This window comes from Roseovarius sp. EC-HK134, assembly GCF_902498815.1.
GTDB classification, from domain to species: domain Bacteria; phylum Pseudomonadota; class Alphaproteobacteria; order Rhodobacterales; family Rhodobacteraceae; genus Roseovarius; species Roseovarius mucosus_A.
In genome coordinates this window covers 266,250-287,917 of sequence record NZ_LR701544.1, presented here as the reverse complement: position 1 = coordinate 287,917, position 21,668 = coordinate 266,250, and the positions used below count along the sequence as shown (strand labels likewise).

Below are 21,668 nucleotides of genomic sequence, written 5' to 3'. Positions count from 1 at the left end.
ACCCAGTCCCGCGACGACACGACAAGGTAAGGCCAGAGGACATCGGCGCACTCCCGTCCATGCCGACAGAAAGAGACGTGAAATGACCACGACCAATATCCGCCAATGGCTTCAGGAACGGCCCGAAATCGAATCCGTCTTTGCCTGCGTCTGCGATCTCAACGGCGCGATGCGCGGCAAACGCCTGCCGATTGAAAAGGCCAAGTCGATCATGGACGACGGGCTGCGCCTGCCGCTCTCGGTGCTCAGCGTGGATATCTGGGGCGAGGATATCGAGAATAACGAACTGGTGTTCGAAACCGGCGACTCGGACGGTATCTGCGAACATACCGGGCGGCCCATCGTCATGGTGAACTGGACAAGCCGCCCCTCGGCGCTGGTGATGTTCTGGATGCACACCGAGGATGGCAGCCCCTTTCCCGGCGACCCGCGCCATGCGCTCTCCAATATCGTGCAGCGCTACAAGGCACGCGGTCTGACCCCCGTGGTGGCCACCGAACTCGAATTCTACCTCTGCGACCCGCGCGAGGCGCAGCCGCGCCCGCCCTGCTCGCCCGTGACCGGCAAACGGCTCGATTCCGACGGCGCGCTCTCCCTCGATGAGCTGGAACATTTCGACGAATTCCTCAACGACGTCTACGACGCCTGCCACGAACAGGGCATCCCCGCCGATGCCGCCATCTCCGAAAACGGCGCGGGCCAGTTCGAAATCAACATGGTTCATGTCGCCGATCCGCTACAGGCCGCCGATGATGCCGTTCTCTTCAAACGCCTTGTCCGCGGCATCGCGCGCAAACATGGCATGGCCGCCACCTTCATGGCCAAACCCTATGGCGACCGCTCGGGCAGCGGCTTTCACGTGCATTTCAGCCTTGTCGATGAAAACGGCGTCAACCTTTTTGACGATGGCGGTGACACCGGCACACCGCTCCTTCTCAATGCCGTGGGCGGGCTGCTGGAAACGATGCATGAAAACACGCTCACCTTCGCGCCGCACCAGAATTCCTATCGCCGCCTTCTGCCCGGCACCCATGCGCCCACTGGCATCTCTTGGGGCTATGAAAACCGCACAGCGGCGATCCGCATTCCGGGCGGCAACCACAAGGCGCGGCGCATCGAGCACCGCGTCGCCGGGGCCGATGCCAACCCCTATCTTGTGCTGGGCAGCATCTTGGGCGGCGCGCTCATCGGCATCGAACAGGGAATAGCACCCTGCCCGCCCATCGACGGCGACGCCTATAGCCAGAAACTCGACCACCTGCCGCTCGACTGGGCCACCGCTATTCAGGCCTTTCGCCGGGGGCGGCATGTGCAGGACATCTTTTCCAGACGCCTGCAAACCATGCTGGTGGAATGCAAGATGCAGGAACTCAAACGTTTCACCCGCTACGTGACCGATTTCGAGTATGACGCCTATCTCGAAAGCGTGTGACGCCCGGCCTCAGCCGGCCACGCAATCCGCGAAATAGCGCGTCACGCCATCCTCGCCCACTTCCTGCACCAACCCGTGAATATCGGTCTCGAAACCGGGGCATTCGCGACCAAACTCGCGGTTGAACCGCAGGTACTGCACGATGGTCTTGTTGAACACCTCGCCGGGGATCAAAAGCGGAATACCCGGCGGATAGGGCGTCACAAGGCTGGTCGTGACCCGGCCTTCCAGATCGTCAATCGCCACCCGCTCGGTGGTGCGCCGCGCGATATGGGCAAAGGCCTCGCTCGGCGTCATCGCCGGGGTCAGATCGCTCAGATACATTTCCGTCGACAGGATCGCCACATCGTATTTCGCATAAAGCGTATGCACATGCTGGCACAGATCCCGCAGCCCCATGCCTTCATAGCGCGGCTGCTTGGCGCAAAACTCCGGCATCGCCCGCCACATCGGCTGGTTCTTGTCGTAATCGTCCTTGAACTGTTGCAGCGCGGTCAAGAGCGTGTTCCACCGGCCCTTGGTGATGCCAATGGTGAACATGATGAAAAAGCTGTAAAGCCCGGTCTTCTCGACCACCACACCATGCTCGGCCAGATATTTGGTGACAATCGAGGCCGGAATGCCCGTCTGCTCGAACCGCCCGTCCAGATTGAGACCGGGCGTGATGATCGTGGCCTTGATCGGATCAAGCATGTTGAACCCCGGCGCCATCTCGCCGAAATCATGCCAAGACTCCTCCCCATCCGAGGCTTGCACGCCATGCGCATCGGTGCGCTTGAGCACCCAGTCACGCATCTCACCGATCCCCTCCTCGTCCAGAACATCCGGCCCCCAGACTTGGAACCACCAGTCGTCATCGCCGAATTCGGCATCGACCTTCTGCATCGCCCGCCGGAAATCGAGCGATTCGGCGATGCTCTCCTCGACCAGCGCTGTGCCCGCAGGCGGCTCCATCATGGCGGCGGCCACATCGCAACTCGCAATAATGCTGTATTGCGGGCTGGTGCTGGTATGCATCAGATACGCCTCATTAAAGAGGTGGCGATCCAGCTTGGTGGTCTGACTGTCCTGCACCAACACATGGCTGGCCTGACTGATCCCCGCCAGCAGCTTGTGGATCGACTGCGTCACATAAGTCACCGAATGCAGCGGCCGTTCCCGCGACCGGCCCATCGCGTGAAAACTGCTATAGAACGGGTGGAAACTGGCATGCGGCAACCACGCCTCATCGAAATGCAGATTTTCCACATAGCCATCAAGCAGATCCTTGATCACCTCGGTATTGTAGAGCACCCCGTCATAGGTGGATTGCGTCAAGGTCAGGATGCGCGGCTTGACCGTATCGGGATCAACCCCCTTCAACAGCGGATTGGCGCGGATCTTGGCCTTGATCGCGTCAATCTCGAACTCGCCGCGCGGAATCGGCCCGATGATGCCAAAGTTATTGCGCGTGGGCCGCAGGAACACCGGAATCGCCCCAGTCATGATGATGCTATGCAGGATCGACTTGTGGCAATTGCGGTCCACCACCACCACGTCACCGGGGGCGACCGTGTGATGCCAGACCATCTTGTTGCTGGTGCTGGTGCCATTGGTCACGAAAAAACAGTGATCGGCGTTGAAAATCCGCGCCGCATTGCGCTCTGACGCGCCAATCGCGCCGTCATGATCCAAGAGCTGCCCCAGCTCCTCGACCGAATTGCACACATCGGCGCGCAGCATGTTCTCGCCGTAAAACTGATGATACATCTGGCCAATCGGGCTTTTGAGAAAGGCCACGCCCCCCGAATGCCCCGGACAATGCCAAGAATACGACCCGTCCTCGGCATAATCCAGCAACGCCTTGAAGAACGGCGGCTGAATGCCCTCCAGATAAATCTTGGCCTCGCGGATGATATGGCGCGCCACGAACTCGGGCGTATCCTCGAACGCATGAATAAATCCGTGCAATTCGCGCAGGATGTCATTGGGCAAATGGCGGCTCGTCTTGGTCTCACCGTAAACATAGATCGGCACATCGGCATTCTTGCGCCGCACCTCTTGCACGAAATTGCGCAGATTGGTGATCACCGGATCAATATCGGGACCGGGGCTGAATTCCTCATCGTCAATCGACAGAACAAAGGCACTGGCGCGCGATTGCTGCTGCGCGAATTGCGACAAATCCCCATAGCTCGTGACGCCCAGAACCTCGAACCCCTCGTCCTCCATAGCCTTGGCCATGGCCCGAATACCAAGCCCGGAAGAGTTTTCGGATCGGAAATCTTCGTCGATGATGACAATGGGAAAGTGGAATTTCATCAACTTCTCCTTTCAGGAGACCAGCAGGGGGGCGATCACGCCAAACGTCGCGAGAGGACCCCCCAAACTCTGAGGGAATCCTACTCCGCGCAGCTTGTTTCTGCTGTGCGCCCCAAGGTCAAGCCCCGCTGCGACCCGAAGGCCGCTTTGCGCGCGCTCATGCCGCCTGTCGGATCAAAGACCCAGTGTGCGGCGCCGTCCCTCGGCCATCTTGTTGATCAGATGATCCGCCGCCAAGCCGATAAAGGCCACGGCAAACCCCAGCACAAGGCCTTTGCCCACATCGGTGGAACTCAGCGCGCGCTGCATTTCCTGCCCCAGATCCTGCGTGCCGATAAAGGCCGCGATGATCACCATGAAGAGCGAAAACATCAGCGATTGATTGATCCCCACCATGATCGTGGGCAGCGCCAAGGGCAGGCGCACATGCCACAGACTCTGGCCGCGCGTGGCCCCTGACATATCCGCCGCCTCGATCACCGCCTCAGGCACACCGCGCAGCCCCTCGATGGTATAGCGGATCAGCGGCACGGCAGCGAACAGCACCACCGCCCCCACCACCGCCACATCATTGACGCCAAAAAGCATGATCACCGGAATAAGATAGATGAAACTCGGAAAGGTCTGAAGACTGTCACACAGCAGCAAGACCCGCTTGGCCCGCGCCTCATACCGCGCAGCCCAGATGCCCAAGGGAAAGCCGAAACTCGTCGCCACAGCCACAGCCACCAGCACCGTGTATACCGTGATCATCGCCCGGTCCCACCAGCCGGTGATCGCAATATAGCCGATAAAGCCAACGCAGATCAGCGCCGAACGCCAACCACCCACCGCCAGCCCTGCCGCCGCGACCAGGGCAAGCACCGCCGTATAGGGCAACCACAAAAGCGCATCGCGCACCGGGATCAGAACCCATGTGATCAGGAACCACCGCAACCATTGCGTCACCGGATCAAGCGTCACGATCACCCAAGACATCATCGCATCCAGCGGGTCCGCCACCGAAAGCGATTGCCCCCGCCCGACCTCGGCAAAGAACGGCACCACCGCCGACAGCGCAAACCCCGCCACCATCAATGCGGCCCAAACGCTCATCACCCGGTGCCGCGCGGTCCAGCTCAGCCCCGGCTCATGATGCACCGGCTGCCGCTCGGCCCAGGCCTTGGAACACCGATCCAGCGCCACGGCCAACAGAACGATCGTGATGCCGATTTCAATCGAGCGCCCGATCTTGAGCGCCTGCAACAGTTGCAACAGCTTCTGCCCAAGCCCCGGCATGCCGATGAAACTGGCCAGAACCACCATCGCCAGACACTGCATGATCACCTGATTGACGCCCACCAAAATCTCGGTGCGTGCAGTCGGGATACGCACCCGCGTCATCAATTGCCAGCTTGTGCTGCCGCACATCTTGCCGCTCTCGATCACCTCGGGCGGCACCTTGCGCAGGCCCAGCAGGGTCATGCGGATCATCGGCGGCACCGAGAAAATGATCGTGACAATCGCCCCCGCCTTGGGGCCCACCCCGATAAAGACCACAACCGGGATCATATAGGCGAAATGCGGCAGCGATTGCGCGATGTTGAGAACCGGGTTCATCACCGCCTCTACCCAGCGCCAGCGCCACGTCGCCACCCCCATCATCAGACCGAGCAGAACCGACACCGGTGCCGCAACCACGATCACCGACAGGGTTTCCATCGCCCATTGCCATTGCCCCATCAGCGCAATCCAGACAAACGTGCCCCCCGCCAAAAGCGCTAGCCGCAAGCCGCCCAGCCAATAGCCCAGACATCCCGCACTCAGCGCCACCACGATCCATGGCAGCGGGCCGATACGCGGCCAGCGGTTCTTGCCATAGAGAATATTCGCCGTCACATCGAGCAGCCACTCGATCCCATCGGCAAAGGCACGGGTCACATGGATCAGGCCCAGATCATCGCGCAGCCATGTGAACACCGCGTTGATCCAATCCGCCAGCGGCAGGATCATCCCCTCGACCGGGCGCATCAGCCCCTCGGGCAAATAGGGCCGCGCAAGAATTAGGCACAGCGCCAGGCCCAGAACCACCCAAGCCGGATTGAGGCGCGGTTTGGCGGTGGTCGCCAGCGGCAGGGCGCTCTCGCTCATGCCTGCCCTCCCAGCAGCACATCCAGCGCCTCCTTGCGGCTCAGCACGCCGGTAATCCGCCCCGCCTCATCCGCCACGGGCAAGCTCTCGCGCGGATCGTCGATCAACTGCCGCGCCAGCGCGCGGATCGTGCTCTTGCCCGCCACCGGCAGCCCCTCGGGCATCACGCCATTGATGGGCCGCGCCAGGCCGGACGCATGCACCACCCGCGCTTTTTCAATCTCTTCGGTGAATTTGCGCACATAATCGGTGGCCGGATTCAGAACGATCTGATCGGGCGTGTCGCATTGCTCGACCGCGCCGTCCTTCATGATCGCAATCCGGTCCGCCAACCGCAGCGCCTCGTCGAAATCATGGGTGATAAACACGATGGTTTTACCCAGCATCCCCTGCAAACGCAGGAATTCATCCTGCATTTCGCGCCGGATCAGCGGATCAAGCGCCGAAAACGGCTCGTCCAGAAACCAGATATCGGGCTCGATGGCGAGAGAACGGGCAATCCCAACCCGCTGCTGCTGCCCACCTGACAATTCGCGCGGAAAGTAATCCTCGCGCCCGCCCAGCCCCACAAGCTCGATCACCTCCAGCGCCCGCTTGCGCCGCGTGGCCCGATTCTGTCCGCGCATTTCCAGCGGAAAGGCCACATTCTCCAGCACCGTGCGATGCGGCAGCAGGCCAAAGCTCTGGAATACCATGCCCATCTTGTTGCGCCGCAATTCGATCAACTGCGTCTCGCTCAGCGCACCAATGTCCTGCCCCTCGACAGACACCGTGCCGCCGGTAATCTCGATCAACCGCGACAGGCACCGCACCAGCGTGGATTTGCCAGACCCCGAAAGGCCCATGATCACCAGCATCTCGCCCCGCGCGATATCAAGCGACACATCACGCACCGCCGAGATATAGCCCGCCTGCCGAATAACCTCGAACCCCGGATCGCCCTTAAGGCCGCCCAGATACGCCTCGGGCGCAGGACCAAATAGTTTCCAGACATTGCGGCATGAAATCACGGGTTCAGAAACCGGCACGCGACACCCCCTTGTTTGTTATGGAAAACCCCACCCATGGCGCACCACGGGCGGGGCAGATTTTAAAATCGGATCAGTTGATCCAGACCTTCCAGACATCGCCATTCTCTTCCAGCCAATGCGTCGCAGCCTCTTCTGGCTCCATCTCGTCGATGTCCACCAGCTTGGCCATTTCCGCGATCTGCGGGTTGGTAAAGCTGATCTTGGTCAGCATTTCATAGGCGTCCGGCCATTTCTCTTTCATCCCATCCCAAGCGGCTTTTTTCATGTAGCCATTGGCGGGATTGCCGCAATCATAGGTCTTGTCCGGGTTCGGCCCAACCGCCGGGTCCTTGTCGCACCCTTCCACCCAAGTCGGGAACTCGACGAATTCGCCCGGCCAAACGGCTTCGGCAAAATTCGGCGTCCAGTTAAAGACCACGATGGGCTTTTTGGTCTTTTCAGCGGCTCCGATTTCCGCCCAGAGGGCTGCGGCAGAACCGGCATTGACCACTTTGAAATTCATGCCCAGCCCATCAACCCGCTCTTGGTCATGCTTGAGCCAGTCCACCGGCCCCCCAAGGAACCGCCCGGCGTCCCCGGTCTCCGGCGTCGCAAAGAGAGCAGCGCACTCATTCAGCGCCTGCCAGTCAGGCAGACCCGGACAGGCCTCTTTGGTCCACATCGGATACCACCAATCCTCGCGCGTCACCGCGTTGTGATCGCCCGCATCATGCAACCCGCCCTTTTCCAGCGCGGCACGGAATGAGGCACCAAATGCCCCCTCCCAAACCTCCATCTCCAGCGCCACATCGCCCAGACGCACCGATTCATAAACCGACTGACTGTCCGTCGAGACATATTCGACATTGTTGCCCATGGATTCGAAAATCTGGCCAACCACATTGCTCATCACGATCTGGCTCGACCAGTTGTGAATGGGGATGACGATCGGATCTTCGGAATCCGCCAAGGCGCCAGTCGCCGCTAGGGCGAGCACGGCGGCCCCGCCGATCAGTCGTAAACGCTGTGTCATTCTTGAAACTCCCTGTGTTGATGTATCCCGCCCGTTTTCCGGGCTTTGGTAAGGGAAGCTTAGGGATCGGATATGAACACGTCAGAGGGGCGGCATGAACGAACTGGACTTAATTGTGAAAAAATATTAACAGGAGGAAACCTTGCAAAGGGCTCCAACGTGCCAAGAGCCGCCCATATCGTCATCATCGAGGATGAGCCCGTTACCCGCACCACGCTGGCGGAGTATCTGATGTCGCATGGCTATACCGTCACCGCCTTTGACAGCGCAGAGCGGGCCGAAACAATGCTGGGCAGCGACCGCGCGGACCTCTTGCTTGTCGACATCACGCTCGATGGCAAGGACGGGCTGCAGATCACCCGCGAACAACGCGCGCGCTCGGATATCGGCATTATCCTCACCACAAGCCTTAGTGATGACGTGGACCGTATCGTTGGGCTGGAACTGGGGGCCGATGATTATGTTTGCAAACCGTTCAATCGCCGCGAATTGTTGGCCCGGATCAAGAACCTCTTGCGCCGAACCGAGGCCCAGCGCCGCCTCTCACGCCAAAACCTGCGCTTTCACGGCTTCAGCTTTGCCTTTGCCACCCGGCAACTGACCGGCCCGGATGGGCAACCCATCCGCCTCACCCGCGCCGAATACGAGGTGCTGGCCGAACTCTTGCGCCACCCCGGTGCCGTGCTCAGCCGCGACCGGCTGATGACCGTGATCACCCACCGCCAAGAGCATCCCGACACCCGCACCGTCGATGTCATCATCCGCCGCCTGCGCACCAAGCTGGAAGAAGACCCCGGCGCGCCGCGCCTCATCACCACCGCCCATGGCGAAGGTTATGTATTCACCGCCACCTTGGACTGATCCGCCAACCCATCTGCCGCGCGCAAAAGCGTGGCACGCGCCGCTGCAATCTCTGCAGGCACAGCGGCCATAGCGCCCCGCATCGCCCCCGCGTCACCCGCGCGCGCCGCCTCTTCCAAGGCCCGCAATCCAGCGCTCAGCCCCGGCAAGCTGAAATTCCCCGCCGCCCCCTTCATCCGGTGCGCCACTTTGGCCACGCCCGCCGCATCCTCTGCGGCCACCGCCGCCGCCAAGGCCCGCGCCTCTTCCCCGACCCCATCCAGATAAAGCCGAATCGCTGCAGCCGTCTGCTCTGGCCCCAGATCGGCCAGCATGGCACCCAGCCCGTCGCGCGCGCCGCCCATGGGCAAAGAGACCGAGCGCGGCGAGAGAAACACACCCCGGCGCTGCCCGCCCGTCACCTGCGCAATCGCGGCGGCCAGCCTCTCGGGCGAAACCGGCTTGGCCACGAAACAATCCATCCCCGCATCCAGTTGCTGTGCCACCTCTTCCTCCTGAACATGCGCGGAAATGCCGATCACCGGCAGGTCTTGGCCCTCAGGCAACCCGCGCAACCGCCGCGTCGCGTCAGTGCCCGACAGGCCCGGCAGGTTCACATCCATCAAGACCAAGTCGAACCGCTCCCGCTTCAGCAGGTCCAGCGCGTCCTCACCACTGTCCACACAGACCGCCGTATGCCCCATCCGCTCCAGATAACTGCGCGCAACCATCTGGTTGACGCTGTGATCCTCGACAATCAGCGCATGCAGACTGCGCCCCGCCCGCTCAGGGGTCCATTCGGGCACGCTCTCAGCCAAAAGCGCCGGATCGGCCAATTCAAAATCTGCCATGAAGGTAAAAACCGATCCCACATGCGGCGTGCTTTCCACGCTCAGCGCGCCGCCCATCACCTCCGCGAATTTGCGACAGATCGCCAATCCCAACCCGGTGCCGCCATAGCGCCGCGCCGTCAAACCGTCTTCCTGCTCGAATGCCTCGAAAATACGCTGCCGCGCCTGCGCTGAAATCCCCTTGCCGGTATCGCTGACCTCCAGAATCAACGTCACCCGCCCGGCCCCCGCAGCCCGCGCTCGCAGCCGCAAAACCACCTCGCCCTCTTCCGTGAACTTGACCGCGTTCGAGACAAGATTGAACAGGATCTGCCGCAGCTTGGCCATATCACCCATCACGGCGGCGGGCGCATCCTCAGGCAGATCAAGCCAGAGCACGATCCCCTTCTCCCGCGCGCCGGGGTCCAACAGGGTTACGATCACCTGCATCACCTCGGCCACTGAAAACACCACCCGCTCCAGATGCGCGCCGCTCAACTCGGTCTTGGAATAGCTCAGAATATCGTTGAGGATCGTCAGCAGGCTCTCACCCGAGGCCCGCGCCGCGCGCAATTGCTCCAACTGCGCGTCTGGCAAGCCCTCAGCCGAAAGCGTGCGCAACATGCCCAGAACCCCGTTCATCGGCGTGCGGATCTCATGGCTCATCATCGCAAGGAATTCCGATTTCGCCCGATCCGCCGCCTCCGCCTTTTGCCGCGCCACGGCATGCGCCTCGACCTCACCGCGCAGCGCCTCGGTCTTTTCCGCCACCAACTCCTGCAAGGCATTGCGATGCCGCGCCAACTCCTCTTCGTTGCGCCGCCGCGCCTCCTCCAAGGTGCGGTTGGCGATGGCCTGACGCCGGAATACCTCGACCGCGCGCTCCATGCCCGCAATCTCATCATTGCCACGCGGGGCCACGCGCATATCAAGCTGCCCCGCCGCCAGCCGCGTCATCATATCCGACAGGTTGTCCAACCGCCGCGAGATATTGCCGCGCACGTAAAACCACAGCACAGCCAAGGACAGCAACAGCGCCAGCCCCGCCGCTCCGGCGCTGCGCAACCGCGTGGCCCGGATCACCTCAAGCGAGGCCGCACCGGCGCGCTGCGCCTCCGCCTGCACCCGGCTCGCCAGATCCGTCACCGCCACATGCAGCCCGTCCGCCGACACGCGCAACGCCGCCTGCGCGCTCTCAATCCGGCCATCCAGTTCCAGAATGCCCTCGGTCAGCCCCAAAAGCCCCCCCGGCCCCGCCGGATCACTCAGCGACAGGATCGTACCCAACAAGGTTTGCGCCTGCGCCGCCCGCCCCGGATCACGGATCGCCGCCACGCGCCGCGCGACAATCTCGGTCCGTTCGCCCAACGTGGCCCGGATCGGCACCAAACCCGCGGCATCGCTCAGCCCGGCAATCCGGTTGAAGAGCAGCCCAATCTCCGCCGTGCGCGACCGCAACTCGAACATCAACCCCAACTCGAACAGATCAACCTCGATCAGCTTGTCCAGCGTCGCCAGATGCTGCGCACTGCCGGTGTCATCGTCATAGAGGTTGGAAATCACCGCCGCCGTGCTCATCTCGGCATTGGCCACCAAAGTATCAGCCATATTGAGCAACGCCGACGTCGCCCCAAGCGCGCGGTCCAGCCCCTCGCGCCGCGCCTGCACCAGCGACAGACGTTGCTTGACCAAGCGGTCAAGCTCGGCAATCCCCGCCTCCATCGCCACAACGGCACGGGTCAACTCGCCCCCGCTGCCGCCACCATGCTCCGCCTGAAACCGGCTCAGATGATCCGAGAGCGCCGCCACCCGCGCGCCCAAATAGGCCGCCCGGTCGCGCCGCGCCGCCTCATCATCCACCGCCGCCAACTCCGGCGCCACCGTGATGATGGCCGAACTTTCCTCGGTAAACCGCCGCATATCCGACAGCACCGGGATCGAGCGGTCATAGAGCTGCTGTTGCGCCTGCGTGACATCGCGCAGCTCGAACCAGCCAAAGAAACCCGCCAGCGCGGGCAGGCCGGCAATCACGAGAAAGGCCGCCAACAGGCGCGCGCCCAATCCGGTTCTGCTCTTCATCCGGCTCTTCCCGCTCCGCTTTTGTTGCAGTCCTGCCGCGACAGTCTATAGTAATTTCCGCAGAGGAGTGAGTGTTTCATGCAAAGAATAATCGCCTGTATGCTCGCCCTCTTGGCACCTCTGCCCCTCGCCGCAGACCCATGGGCGCTGCAAACCCATACGGTGCCCTTCGACTATACCAGCCCCGCGCGTCCGCTCACCTATACGCCACTCGATCGTGCCGCATCCCCTTGGACGCTCTGCATCTCCTATCCGCATCTCAAGGACGCCTATTGGCTCTCGGTCAATTTCGGCATGGTCGAAGAGGCCCAGCGCCTCGGCGTGGGCTTTCGTCTGGTCGAGGCGGGCGGCTATCCCAATCTTGACCGTCAGATCGAACAGATCACCAATTGCGTGGCCCAAGGCGCGGATGCGCTGGTGGTCGGCACCGTGTCTTTCGAGGGGCTGACCCCCACCGTTCAGGCACTCTCCGAACAGGTGCCGGTCATCGCCACGGTCAATGACATCGCCGATCCCGGCATCGCGGCCAAGGCGGCGGTCTCTTGGTATGACATGGGTGCCATCACCGGGCGCTTCATCGCCGAGCGCCACCCCAAGGGCAGCGCCCCGGTGCGGCTGGCGTGGTTTCCCGGTCCCCAAGGGGCCGGTTGGGTCAGCTTTGTCGAGGCGGGCTTTCGCGACGCCATCGCCGAGAGCGCGGCAGAGATCGTGCTCACCAAATACGGCGACACGGGCCGCGAAATCCAAGTGACGCTGGTCGAGGAAACGCTCGATAGCGGGGTTGCCATCGACTACATCGTCGGCAGCGCCCCCACCGCCGAAGTGGCCGTGTCGATCCTGCGCGCGCGCGGGCTCGAAGGGCAGATTAACATCGTCTCGGATTACATGAGCCACGCGGTGTTTCGCGGCATTCGTCGCGGCCGCATCCTCGCCGCGCCCACCGATTTCCCGATCATGCAGGGCAAACTCGCCATCGAAATGGCCGTGCGCGCCATCGAGGGCACGCTTGAGACCCGCCATGCCGGCCCCCGGATCATGCTCGTAACCCCCGATATGGTCGGCAATACCGACCTTGCCGAAACCCTCGCGCCCGCCAGCTTTATCCCCGTGTTCGAACTGGACTAGCGCACCGCTTGCGGTCATCATGGCACCAAGGCCGGATATAGGGGCCGCAGACGGGATCAAAGGGGCAATACGGGGCCGAAAACCCCGTCCTAAGACCACCTTCCTCCGCTGAGCCCCCGCCGTCCTCGTTAATGGGTATTCTTGGGCAAGAGGCAGAGCATGGCAAAAAGCGCAACGATCAAAACTGCCCCGACGCCGGTCTCGGCGGCTCCGGTGCCGGTGCTCAATCTGCCGATGTCGCGCGGCAATCCCTACCAACCCCTGCTTTATGCCGCCCCCGACGCCGGTTTCCGCCCCGAACCCTTGGCCAAGACCGAAATCACCGATCTGCCCCGGATGTTGGCAGAGGGGCATCGCCTCTTGCACCTGCATTGGGATGACCTGATCTTTGGTCGTTCCCGCGACAGCGCCGCCAATGCCAACGAGGCCGAGCGTGATCTGGCCGCCCTTGCAGCCTTCAAGGCCGGTGGCGGCCGTATCCTCTGGACGGTTCACAACCGAACCCCGCATCGCGACATGGACCCAGAGACCTTTCGTGCCGCCCGCGCCCGCGTCGTGACCCTCGCCGATCTGATGCATGTCCACACGCCCGACGCGGCGCTGCATATGCAACGCGACTGGGGGGTTGATCCCGCGCGCCTGCGCATCCTCCCGCATCCCAGCTATCTTGGGCATTACGAACCTGCCGAAACCAGCCTCGGTCGCGATCTGCCCGATTGCGCCGCGCGCGCCTTTCTCTTCTTCGGGGCTTTTCGCGCCAACAAGGGGCTGGATACGCTGGTCGATACCGCCCGCACGCTCATCCGGCGCGACGTGCCTTTTCACCTGCATCTTTGTGGCCGCGCCGCGCGCAGCCATCAAAAGCTCTTTCGCGCGCTGCAAGACACCGATTGCGTCACCCTCACCGACGAGGCCGTGCCAGATGAGGATGTGGCTGGCATCTTTGCCCGCGCGCAGGTCTTTGTTGCGCCCTTTGGAAACCTCTTTACCTCCGGCTCGGTGATGCTCGCGCAGGGCTTTGGCCTGCCTGTGATCGGCCCCGATACCGAGGCTCTGCGCGCCCATGTGGCCCCGGAAAACCACGATCTTCTCTATGACCCCGGCGCGCCGCGCGGCCTTCTGCGGATGATGACACGGCTGGTGGAGATGCCCGATGACGAATTGCGCAGGCGGCGCGCCGCGGCCCTGGCCCTCGCCCAAGACCGCGCGCCCGCGCGCATCGCCGCCCAGATGATGCAGGTTCTCGCCGACCTGCGCGATGGCACCGGTGCCAGCCTGCAAGCGGTACAGCCGACGCCCATCGCCGCCGCCCATCCCGCTGCACCTGCCCCCTCTGCCCAGGCGCGCGCGCAGCAGCGCCTGGCCGATCTGACGCGCACTTTGGGCCTCACGGACCCTCTGCGCATCCTCGACATCGGGGCCAACCCGATGAACCATGACGCCCCCTACAAAGAGCTTCTGGCCGCAGGTCACGCCCATGTCACCGGGTTTGAACCCCAGCCCGAGGCGCTGGCCGCCCTCAACGCCCGCAAATCCCCGCAAGAGACCTATTTTCCCGACGTGGTCGGCGATGGGGCGACGCATCGGCTCAACCTCTATCGTGGCTCCGGCCTCGCCTCCCTGCTCGAAATCCGCCAGCCCACACTCGACCATCTGCTCGGCCTGCGCCGCGCCGCGCGCCCCACCGGCCATGTCGATCTGCCCAGCCGCAAACTCGACGAGATCGAGGGCATTGGCCGGGTTGATTTCCTCAAGATCGACGTGCAGGGGGCCGAAGCGATGATCTTCACGCACGCCCAAACCGCGCTCTCGCAAACGCTGGCCGTGCAAAGCGAGGTCAACTTTTTCCCCCTCTACGACAACCAACCCTCCTTCGGCGAGATCGACCGCCTTCTTCAGGCGCATGGGCTGGTGCCGCATTCCTTCCTGCATATCGAGAAACGGCTCCTGCGCTCCCGCTGGTTGGGCCGGATCGAAGGTACCACGCCGCAACAGATGCTCGACGGCGATATCCTCTACCTGCGCGACCTCTCCCGCCCCGACACGCTCGACAGCACCGACTTGCGCAAAATCGCGCTGCTCTGTGATACCTGCTACGGCTTTACCGACATCACCCTGCGCTGCCTCGAGATTTTGGTCGAACGCGGCGAGATCAAGCCGCGCGTGGCCGAACGCTTCATCGACAGCCTCTGACCGCGCGGCCCGGGCTACCCAACCCGATAGGGCAACACGCCGCGCTCGTCCGGGGTAACCTGCAAGCGTCGCTCCAGCGGCGGCACCGATCGCTGATGGCACTCCGCCCGCTCGCAGATCCGGCAGGAAATGCCAATCGGCTCGAACGCCCGCGCGCGGCTCACATCCAGATCGTCGGCATACACCAACTCGCCCGCATGTTTCACCTCGCAGCCCAGCGCAATCGCAAACCGCCGCACCGGCGCGCCAAAGCTGCCACCGGGTTTCGAGACATCGCGCGCAAGACTGATATAGCGCACGCCATCCGGCGTCTCGGCCAATTGCCGCAGGAACCGCCCCGGCGTCTCGAACGCCCGATGCACGTTCCAGAGCGGGCACGCCCCGCCGAACCGCGCGAATTGCAACCGTGTCGCCGAATGCCGCTTGGTGATCGTGCCGGCCTGATCGACCCGCACAAAGAAAAACGGAATCCCCTTGGCCCCCGGCCGCTGCAAGGTCGAAAGACGGTGACACACCTGTTCGATCGAGGCACCAAACCGATGCGCCAGAACCTCCAGATCGTGACGCACCTCCTGTGCGGCGGTCAAAAACCGGCCATAGGGCATCATCGCCGCCCCGGCAAAATAATTGGCCAATCCAATCTTGGCGATGGACCGTGCCGCGTCTGACTGGAACCGCGCGAAATCCAGCGTCGCCTCCAGCAATTGATCCTGCATCACCAACGCCAATTGCAACAAAAGCTGAAACCGTCGGCTCTCGGGGGCGGCGCGCGACGAGAGCGTCAGCACCCCGGCGGCGCGGTCGTAATGCCGCAACTGTGCGGTATCCGCCTCGACCACCGAAATGCCCAACGCCGCCAACCGCGCGCAGGCCAGATCCGAAATCGCCTGCCCGCCGCCCGCTTCGGCAAAGCGCTCGGCGGCATGGTCCACCGCATCTATGTAATTGTCGCAATAATGAAAAAAGTCGCGCACCTCGTCCCAAGGGCTCGACTGGTTGCGCGCATCCTCGCGCCCCAAGGCCTCGTCGAGGCTCGCCAATCGCTCGTGGGTCTGGCGATAGGCGCTGTGCAACTCCAAAAACGCCCGCGCCAGCGCCGGGGCATTCGACGCCGTCAGCCGCAGATCGGCCAGGGGCGGCGGATCGTCGCCAAACACCGGATCGGCCAGCGCCTCGCGCATGTCGCTCACCATCCGCTCGGCATCGCCCGTACTCAACTCTGTCACGTCGAAGCCGAATTCCTGCGCCAAGGCCAGAACCACCGTCGTGCTCACAGGGCGGTTGTTGTTCTCCATCTGGTTGAGATAGGGCAGCGACACCCCCAGCTTGCCCGCGAAATCCTTTTGCGTCAGGCCCAGCCGCTGCCGCGTCTCGCGCAGCTTGGCCCCGGCATAGAGTTTCTGGATCGCCATGGCGCGCACCCTTTGCAACTTCGCATAGGGGCCAGACTACATTTGCAAAGACACGCCGGCAATCCCCCGCCACGCGCAGCCCCATAGACAGCACCGCCACAACCGCTAATCTACCCCATACGCACACCGCCAAAAGGACTGCGCGCCGATGCCAGACCCCGCGATCCTTCTCGAATGGGCCGGATTTGCCGCCCGCTGGTTGCATGTCATCACCGCCATGGCCTGGATCGGCACGTCTTTTTACTTTATCGCGCTTGATCTCGGCCTGCGCCGCGCGCCCGATTTGCCCATGGGCGCGCAGGGCGAAGACTGGCAGGTGCATGGCGGCGGCTTCTACCATATCCGCAAATATCTCGTGGCGCCGCCGCAGATGCCGGATCACCTGACTTGGTTCAAATGGGAAAGCTACGCCACCTGGCTCTCGGGTGCGGCCCTGCTCATGCTGGTCTACTGGGCCTCTGCCGATCTCTACCTGCTCAGCGCCGAAAGCCCGCTCACCCAATCGCAGGGCATCACTCTCTCGGCGGGCTCGCTGGCCCTTGGCTGGCTCATCTATGACCGGCTTTGCAAATCCGGGCTGGCCGCGCAGCCGACCCGCCTGATGCTCGTCCTCTTCGCGCTTCTGACCGCGATGGGCTGGGCCTATACACAGGTGTTCACCGGTCGCGCGATGATGCTGCATTTGGGGGCCTTCACCGCCACCATCATGACCGCCAATGTCTTCCTCATCATCATGCCCAATCAGCGCATCGTGGTGGCCGATCTGCGCGCCGGGCGCACACCCGAGGCACGCTATGGCCAGATCGCCAAGCTGCGCTCGACCCATAACAATTACCTCACCTTGCCCGTCATCTTCCTGATGCTGTCCAACCATTACCCGCTTGCCTTCGCCACGCCCTACAACTGGCTCATCGCCTCTCTTGTTTTCCTGATGGGTGTCACCATCCGGCATTTCTTCAATAGCCTGCACGCCGGGCGTGGCCGCCCTTGGTGGGCATGGGGCGTCACCGCGCTGATCTTCGCCGCCATTGTCTGGCTCTCAGCTTTGGGCGGCCCGAACACCGCAGACACCACCCCAGAGACCACGCGCCTCAGCCCTGCCCAGGCCCGCCTGAGCGAGGCCCCCGGCTTTGACACGGTGCAAGAGATCGTGGCCCTGCGCTGCGCCATGTGTCATGCCACCGAACCACTCTGGCCCGGCATGATCCACGCCCCCAAAGGCGTGATCCTCGAAACACCCGCCGACCTCGCCCGTCAGGCCCGCGCCCTCTACCTCCAGGCCGGGCTCAGCCATGCCATGCCACCCGCCAACCTCACCGCGATGGCACCCTCGGAACGCGCCACGCTCATCGCTTGGTATCGGGCGGGCCGTACCGCGCCCTAGCTTCCAGCCGTGCCGAATCAAGCCCTGCCTTCAACAGGCCAATGTCCCGCAATCGCGCCTGCGCGCGAATCGCATGATGCTCCATCCGCGCCTGATCCGCCTGTTCCAGCGCCTGCAGATCGCTGACCGAGACAAGGCCCGCCACAGCCACCCCGTTGCGCAGCACCATCACCCGCTGACCACCCGCCGCCAGATGATCCACCACCCGGCGCAGACGGGTTCGCACCCGATGGATCGGCATCTCATCATACATCGCCTGCCTCTTGCCTTGCCTGACCTGACCAACTTGGCAGGCAGAGGTTAAGAAAACGTTGCCCACAGCGCGCGACCCAAGCAAAACCAATCGAGACCTTACAAAATCACCTCCAAAACCTTACAAAGCGTACAAAATACCCCAGCCCGGAGCGCGCCCCATGAAAATCGCCACCGCCGCCTATCCGCTCGACCCGCTCACCTCTTGGGCCGACTACCGTCGCAAGCTGTCCGATTGGGTGGCCGAGGCCGCCGCCAACGGGGCCGATCTCGCCGTTTTTCCCGAATACGGCGCGATGGAACTGGCGACGCTCGCGGGCACCGAGGCCGCCGGCGATTTAGAGCGCTCGCTGCACGCCGTTTCTGGCGTGATGTCAGAGGCTTACGATCTGCATGCCGAGCTTGCGACGCAGTATAATCTGCATATTCTGGGGGCTTCAGCCCCGGTCTTTGACCCAGATCTTGGCCCCCGCCCGGTCAACCGCGCCATGCTTTTTACCCCCACCGGGGCGCGCGCCGCGCAAGACAAACAGATCATGACCCGGTTCGAGCGCGAGGAATGGCACGTCGCCCCCGGCGGCCCCCTGCGCCTCTTTGACACAAGCCTCGGCAAGATCGGCATCCTGATCTGCTACGACAGCGAATTTCCCTTGCTGGGCAAGGCTTTGGCCGATGCCGACCTGATCCTTGTGCCCTCTTGCACCGAGGCTCTGACCGGCTATTCCCGCGTCCGGATCGGTGCCATGGCCCGCGCCCTCGAAATGCAATGCGTCACCGTCATGGCCTCGACCGTGGGCACGGCGGATTGGTCCCCGGCGGTCGATACCAATTGTGGTATGGGTGGCGTCTTTGGCCCCCCAGATACAGGGTTCCCACCCACCGGCGTCCTCGCCGAGGGCACACTCAACCGCCCCGGCTGGACCTATGCCGAGGTCGATCTGGACCGTATCACCCATGTTCGCGCCGACGGCGTTGTGCTCAACCGCCGCCATTGGGAAGACCAACTGGGGCGCGACGTCACGGTCACATCTGAACCTCTACGGTGATTACACCCTTGAAAACCGCGCAAAACCGGCGCATTTACTAGCGCGTTCCGCAAAACGGCGGGGCGCCATATCAAGGAGAGACCATGGCCAAGGAAGACACGCTCGAATTTCCCGGTGTCGTCAAGGAACTCCTGCCCAACGCGACATTCAGGGTCGAGCTTGAAAACGGCCATGAGATCATCGCACATACGGCAGGCAAAATGCGCAAGAACCGCATCCGCGTTCTTGCTGGCGACAAGGTTCAGGTGGAAATGACCCCCTATGATCTGACCAAGGGTCGGATCAATTATCGCTTCAAGTAAACTTGGCCTGCAGCGCCGAGTATGGTCAGGCATATCGTGCGGCCTCCAAGGAGGCGGTCGCGTATCTGCATGAATTGACTGAGGAAATGAACGATCGGCAGGCAAATGCAGTGCTTAACACCGCTGCGTTTTCCTTGGGCGCGACCTTGCGCGCACACGCTACAGCGCTGCAAGACAAGGCAGATCTGGAATGAGACTTATCCTCGGTTCTGGCAGCCCGCGCCGGCGCGATCTGTTGGCACAAATCGGGGTGGTGGCGGATAAAATCCTGCCCCCCGAGATCGACGAAACCCCGGCCAAGGCTGAATTGCCCCGCCCCTATTGCGCCCGCATGGCGCGGGAAAAGGCGTGGGCGGTTGTGGCCGAGGACGATGATATCGTGCTCTGCGGCGATACCACTGTGGCGCTTGGCCGTCGCATCCTTGGAAAACCTCAAGATGTTGGTGAAGCAGCACAATTCCTGCTCGCCCTGTCCGGGCGGCGGCACCGGGTGATCACGGCCGTCGCTGTCCGGCGCGGATCGCGGATATGGGAGCGGGACGTTGTAACCACCGTGCAGATGAAACGCCTCTCGGATGAGGAGCTGAACGCCTACCTTGCCACAAATGATTGGCAGGGCAAGGCAGGCGGCTACGCCATACAAGGCCCCGCAGGCGCGCTAATCCCATGGATTCAAGGATCTTTTACTGCCGTCGTCGGCCTGCCCCTGACTGAAACCGCGGGCCTCTTGCGCGCCGCTGGCTACCCGCTCTGGAAGGACACCCAATGACCCTGCGGACCATCGCGCTCGACCACATAAACGACGCCGAGGCCGCAGCCCTGCTGGTGGGTGGGCGGCTTGAGGACTTGCTGATCGACTCGGATCAACCGCGCCCCGGCACCATCTATCGCGCCATCGCCGATCGCCCCGTCAAAGGGCAAGGCGGCATGTTCCTGCGCACGCCCGACGGTTCCGCTTTCCTTCGCCAGATCAAAGGCTTGACGCCCGGTCAGCCGCTACTGGTACAGGTCACTGGACACGCCGAACCGGGCAAGGCCCTGCCAGTCACGACCCGACTCTTGTTCAAGAGCCGCTACGCCATCGTGACACCCGACGCGCCCGGTCTCAATGTATCGCGGTCCATCAAGGACGAGGCCCTGCGCGATTCTCTCTTGGAAATCGCCCATGCCGAAATGGGCGACAGCCCCATGGGCCTCATCCTGCGCTCCTCATGCGAAAGCACCGAAGCCGCTGATATCGCAGAGGATGTTAACGCCATGCGCGATCTGGCCGAGGCGGTTCTCGCCGATGCCACCGGCCCCGAGCCAGAGACCCTGACCGAAGGCGACGGCCCCCATACCCTCGCCTGGCGTGACTGGGTAGAGCCTGCTGATGTGCTGACTGATCCGGGCTCTTTCGCGGAAACCGGCGTGCTTGATCAACTCGACGCCCTGCGCGAGGCCTTGGTCCCCCTGCCCGGCGGCGCATCCTTTTACATCGAGCCCACGCGCGCCCTTGTAGCTGTGGATGTCAACACCGGCGGCGATGCCAGTCTTGCAGCGGGGCTCAAAGCCAATATCGCCATGGCCCGCGACCTACCGCGCCAATTGCGCCTGCGCGGCCTTGGCGGGCAGATCACCCTCGATCTTGCCCCCATGCCCAAAAAGGACCGCCGGACGTTTGAAGCCTCCCTGCGCGCCGCGCTACGCCAGGACACGACCGAAACCACTCTCGCGGGTTGGACGCCCTTGGGGCACTTTGAATTGCAACGCAAACGCGACCGACAGCCGCTTACGGACCTGCTCAAATGAGTTGCCCGATCTGCCAGCGCAAGACCGACGCCCGCTACCGCCCCTTTTGCTCGCGGCGCTGCGCCGACGTGGATCTGGGCAAATGGTTCGCGGGTGATTACGCCGTGCCCTCCTCCGATCCGGCCGACATCCAAGAGGCCCTCGACGCGCTGGAACAAGAGCAGCAAAAACCCCATTGATTTTTGCTGATACCCTCTAGACACCCCGCCCGCGCTCGCCTAGAACGCATCCACCCGAAGGCGCAGCCTTCTCCCATGCCCGGGTAGCTCAGGGGTAGAGCAGTGGATTGAAAATCCTCGTGTCGGTGGTTCGATTCCGCCCCCGGGCACCATTTTTACTAATAAATAACAAATAGATACGAACATTAAAATGGCAGCCTGTTACTAGGCTGGAATTGCCGGGGTATCATATGGGTATCGTTTGCGCGCCGCTTGGCACTTGAGAGACAATCAAGATGCCTGAGGGTGCGATGCCAGTATGCACTCAATGCGGCAGTGTCTTGGAGCGA

General features: G+C 62.8%; 17 protein-coding genes and 1 tRNA gene. 11 read left to right on the top strand and 7 right to left on the bottom strand.

Annotated features, from left to right (window positions below; all coding sequences use genetic code 11):
* Nucleotides 1-82 precede the first annotated feature (82 nt).
* Nucleotides 83-1,432, top strand: a complete 1,350-nt coding sequence (locus GC127_RS05375; protein WP_151976862.1) for a glutamine synthetase family protein — start codon at nt 83-85, stop codon at nt 1,430-1,432.
* 9 nt (nt 1,433-1,441) lie between these two features.
* Here the strand turns inward: GC127_RS05375 and GC127_RS05370 are convergent, their stop codons facing one another.
* The 4 genes from GC127_RS05370 to GC127_RS05355 form a co-directional block, all read right to left on the bottom strand.
* Entirely contained in the window at nt 1,442-3,733 is a 2,292-nt protein-coding gene (locus GC127_RS05370; RefSeq protein ID WP_008281807.1) for an arginine/lysine/ornithine decarboxylase, read from the bottom strand.
* A gap of 174 nt (nt 3,734-3,907) precedes the next feature.
* Entirely contained in the window at nt 3,908-5,863 is a 1,956-nt protein-coding gene (locus tag GC127_RS05365) for a proline/glycine betaine ABC transporter permease (RefSeq protein WP_151976860.1), read from the bottom strand.
* Complete coding sequence (locus tag GC127_RS05360; protein ID WP_081507785.1) at nt 5,860-6,891, bottom strand: glycine betaine/L-proline ABC transporter ATP-binding protein; 1,032 nt, start codon at nt 6,889-6,891, stop codon at nt 5,860-5,862. Before GC127_RS05360 ends, GC127_RS05365 begins: the two co-directional genes overlap by 4 nt.
* 73 nt (nt 6,892-6,964) lie before the next feature.
* Nucleotides 6,965-7,906: an ABC transporter substrate-binding protein gene (locus tag GC127_RS05355; protein ID WP_008281804.1), complete on the bottom strand. Its 942-nt coding sequence runs from the start codon at nt 7,904-7,906 to the stop codon at nt 6,965-6,967.
* Between the two features lie 159 nt (nt 7,907-8,065).
* On the opposite strand from GC127_RS05355, the gene GC127_RS05350 reads away from it, so the two are divergent.
* Nucleotides 8,066-8,767, top strand: a complete 702-nt coding sequence (locus GC127_RS05350) for a winged helix-turn-helix domain-containing protein (protein WP_008281803.1) — start codon at nt 8,066-8,068, stop codon at nt 8,765-8,767.
* Here the strand turns inward: GC127_RS05350 and GC127_RS05345 are convergent.
* Nucleotides 8,740-11,655: an ATP-binding protein gene (locus GC127_RS05345; protein WP_151976858.1), complete on the bottom strand. Its 2,916-nt coding sequence runs from the start codon at nt 11,653-11,655 to the stop codon at nt 8,740-8,742. The genes GC127_RS05350 and GC127_RS05345 overlap by 28 nt on opposite strands.
* A 78-nt stretch (nt 11,656-11,733) precedes the next feature.
* On the opposite strand from GC127_RS05345, the gene torT reads away from it, so the two are divergent.
* Both torT and GC127_RS05335 read left to right on the top strand, forming a co-directional pair.
* On the top strand, nt 11,734-12,780 hold the full coding sequence (gene torT / locus GC127_RS05340; RefSeq protein ID WP_237183457.1) for a TMAO reductase system periplasmic protein TorT: 1,047 nt from the start codon (nt 11,734-11,736) through the stop codon (nt 12,778-12,780).
* A gap of 159 nt (nt 12,781-12,939) precedes the next feature.
* Complete coding sequence (locus GC127_RS05335) at nt 12,940-14,973, top strand: FkbM family methyltransferase (protein WP_151976856.1); 2,034 nt, start codon at nt 12,940-12,942, stop codon at nt 14,971-14,973.
* A gap of 14 nt (nt 14,974-14,987) precedes the next feature.
* Here the strand turns inward: GC127_RS05335 and GC127_RS05330 are convergent, their stop codons facing one another.
* Nucleotides 14,988-16,385: a short-chain fatty acyl-CoA regulator family protein gene (locus GC127_RS05330; protein ID WP_081507781.1), complete on the bottom strand. Its 1,398-nt coding sequence runs from the start codon at nt 16,383-16,385 to the stop codon at nt 14,988-14,990.
* 148 nt (nt 16,386-16,533) lie between these two features.
* Between GC127_RS05330 and GC127_RS05325 the strand changes: the two genes are divergently transcribed.
* Nucleotides 16,534-17,769 carry a urate hydroxylase PuuD gene (locus tag GC127_RS05325; protein WP_151976854.1) on the top strand — a complete coding sequence of 412 codons (1,236 nt, stop codon included), beginning with the start codon at nt 16,534-16,536 and terminating at the stop codon, nt 17,767-17,769.
* On the opposite strand, the gene GC127_RS05320 is transcribed toward GC127_RS05325, so the two are convergent.
* Entirely contained in the window at nt 17,732-18,022 is a 291-nt protein-coding gene (locus GC127_RS05320; RefSeq protein ID WP_081507779.1) for a type II toxin-antitoxin system Phd/YefM family antitoxin, read from the bottom strand. The two genes, GC127_RS05325 and GC127_RS05320, sit on opposite strands and share 38 nt — an antisense overlap.
* Nucleotides 18,023-18,182: 160 nt before the next feature.
* Here GC127_RS05320 and GC127_RS05315 point away from each other — a divergent pair, with 160 nt between their 5' ends.
* The 6 genes from GC127_RS05315 (at nt 18,183) to GC127_RS05285 (ending at nt 21,491) form a co-directional block, all read left to right on the top strand.
* The gene (locus GC127_RS05315) at nt 18,183-19,067 is read left to right on the top strand and encodes a carbon-nitrogen hydrolase family protein (RefSeq protein WP_151976852.1); all 885 of its coding nucleotides are present in this window, start codon (nt 18,183-18,185) and stop codon (nt 19,065-19,067) included.
* A gap of 83 nt (nt 19,068-19,150) precedes the next feature.
* The gene (infA, locus tag GC127_RS05310; RefSeq protein ID WP_005978431.1) at nt 19,151-19,369 is read left to right on the top strand and encodes a translation initiation factor IF-1; all 219 of its coding nucleotides are present in this window, start codon (nt 19,151-19,153) and stop codon (nt 19,367-19,369) included.
* Between the two features lie 190 nt (nt 19,370-19,559).
* Entirely contained in the window at nt 19,560-20,138 is a 579-nt protein-coding gene (locus GC127_RS05300; protein ID WP_151976848.1) for a nucleoside triphosphate pyrophosphatase, read from the top strand.
* Nucleotides 20,135-21,160, top strand: coding sequence for a ribonuclease E/G (locus GC127_RS05295; RefSeq protein ID WP_151976846.1), 1,026 nt, complete (start codon nt 20,135-20,137; stop codon nt 21,158-21,160). The genes GC127_RS05300 and GC127_RS05295 overlap by 4 nt, the downstream gene beginning before the upstream one ends.
* Nucleotides 21,157-21,339: a DNA gyrase inhibitor YacG gene (locus GC127_RS05290; protein WP_151976844.1), complete on the top strand. Its 183-nt coding sequence runs from the start codon at nt 21,157-21,159 to the stop codon at nt 21,337-21,339. Before GC127_RS05295 ends, GC127_RS05290 begins: the two co-directional genes overlap by 4 nt.
* 77 nt (nt 21,340-21,416) lie before the next feature.
* Nucleotides 21,417-21,491 (top strand) — tRNA-Phe (locus tag GC127_RS05285).
* Nucleotides 21,492-21,668: the final 177 nt, after the last annotated feature.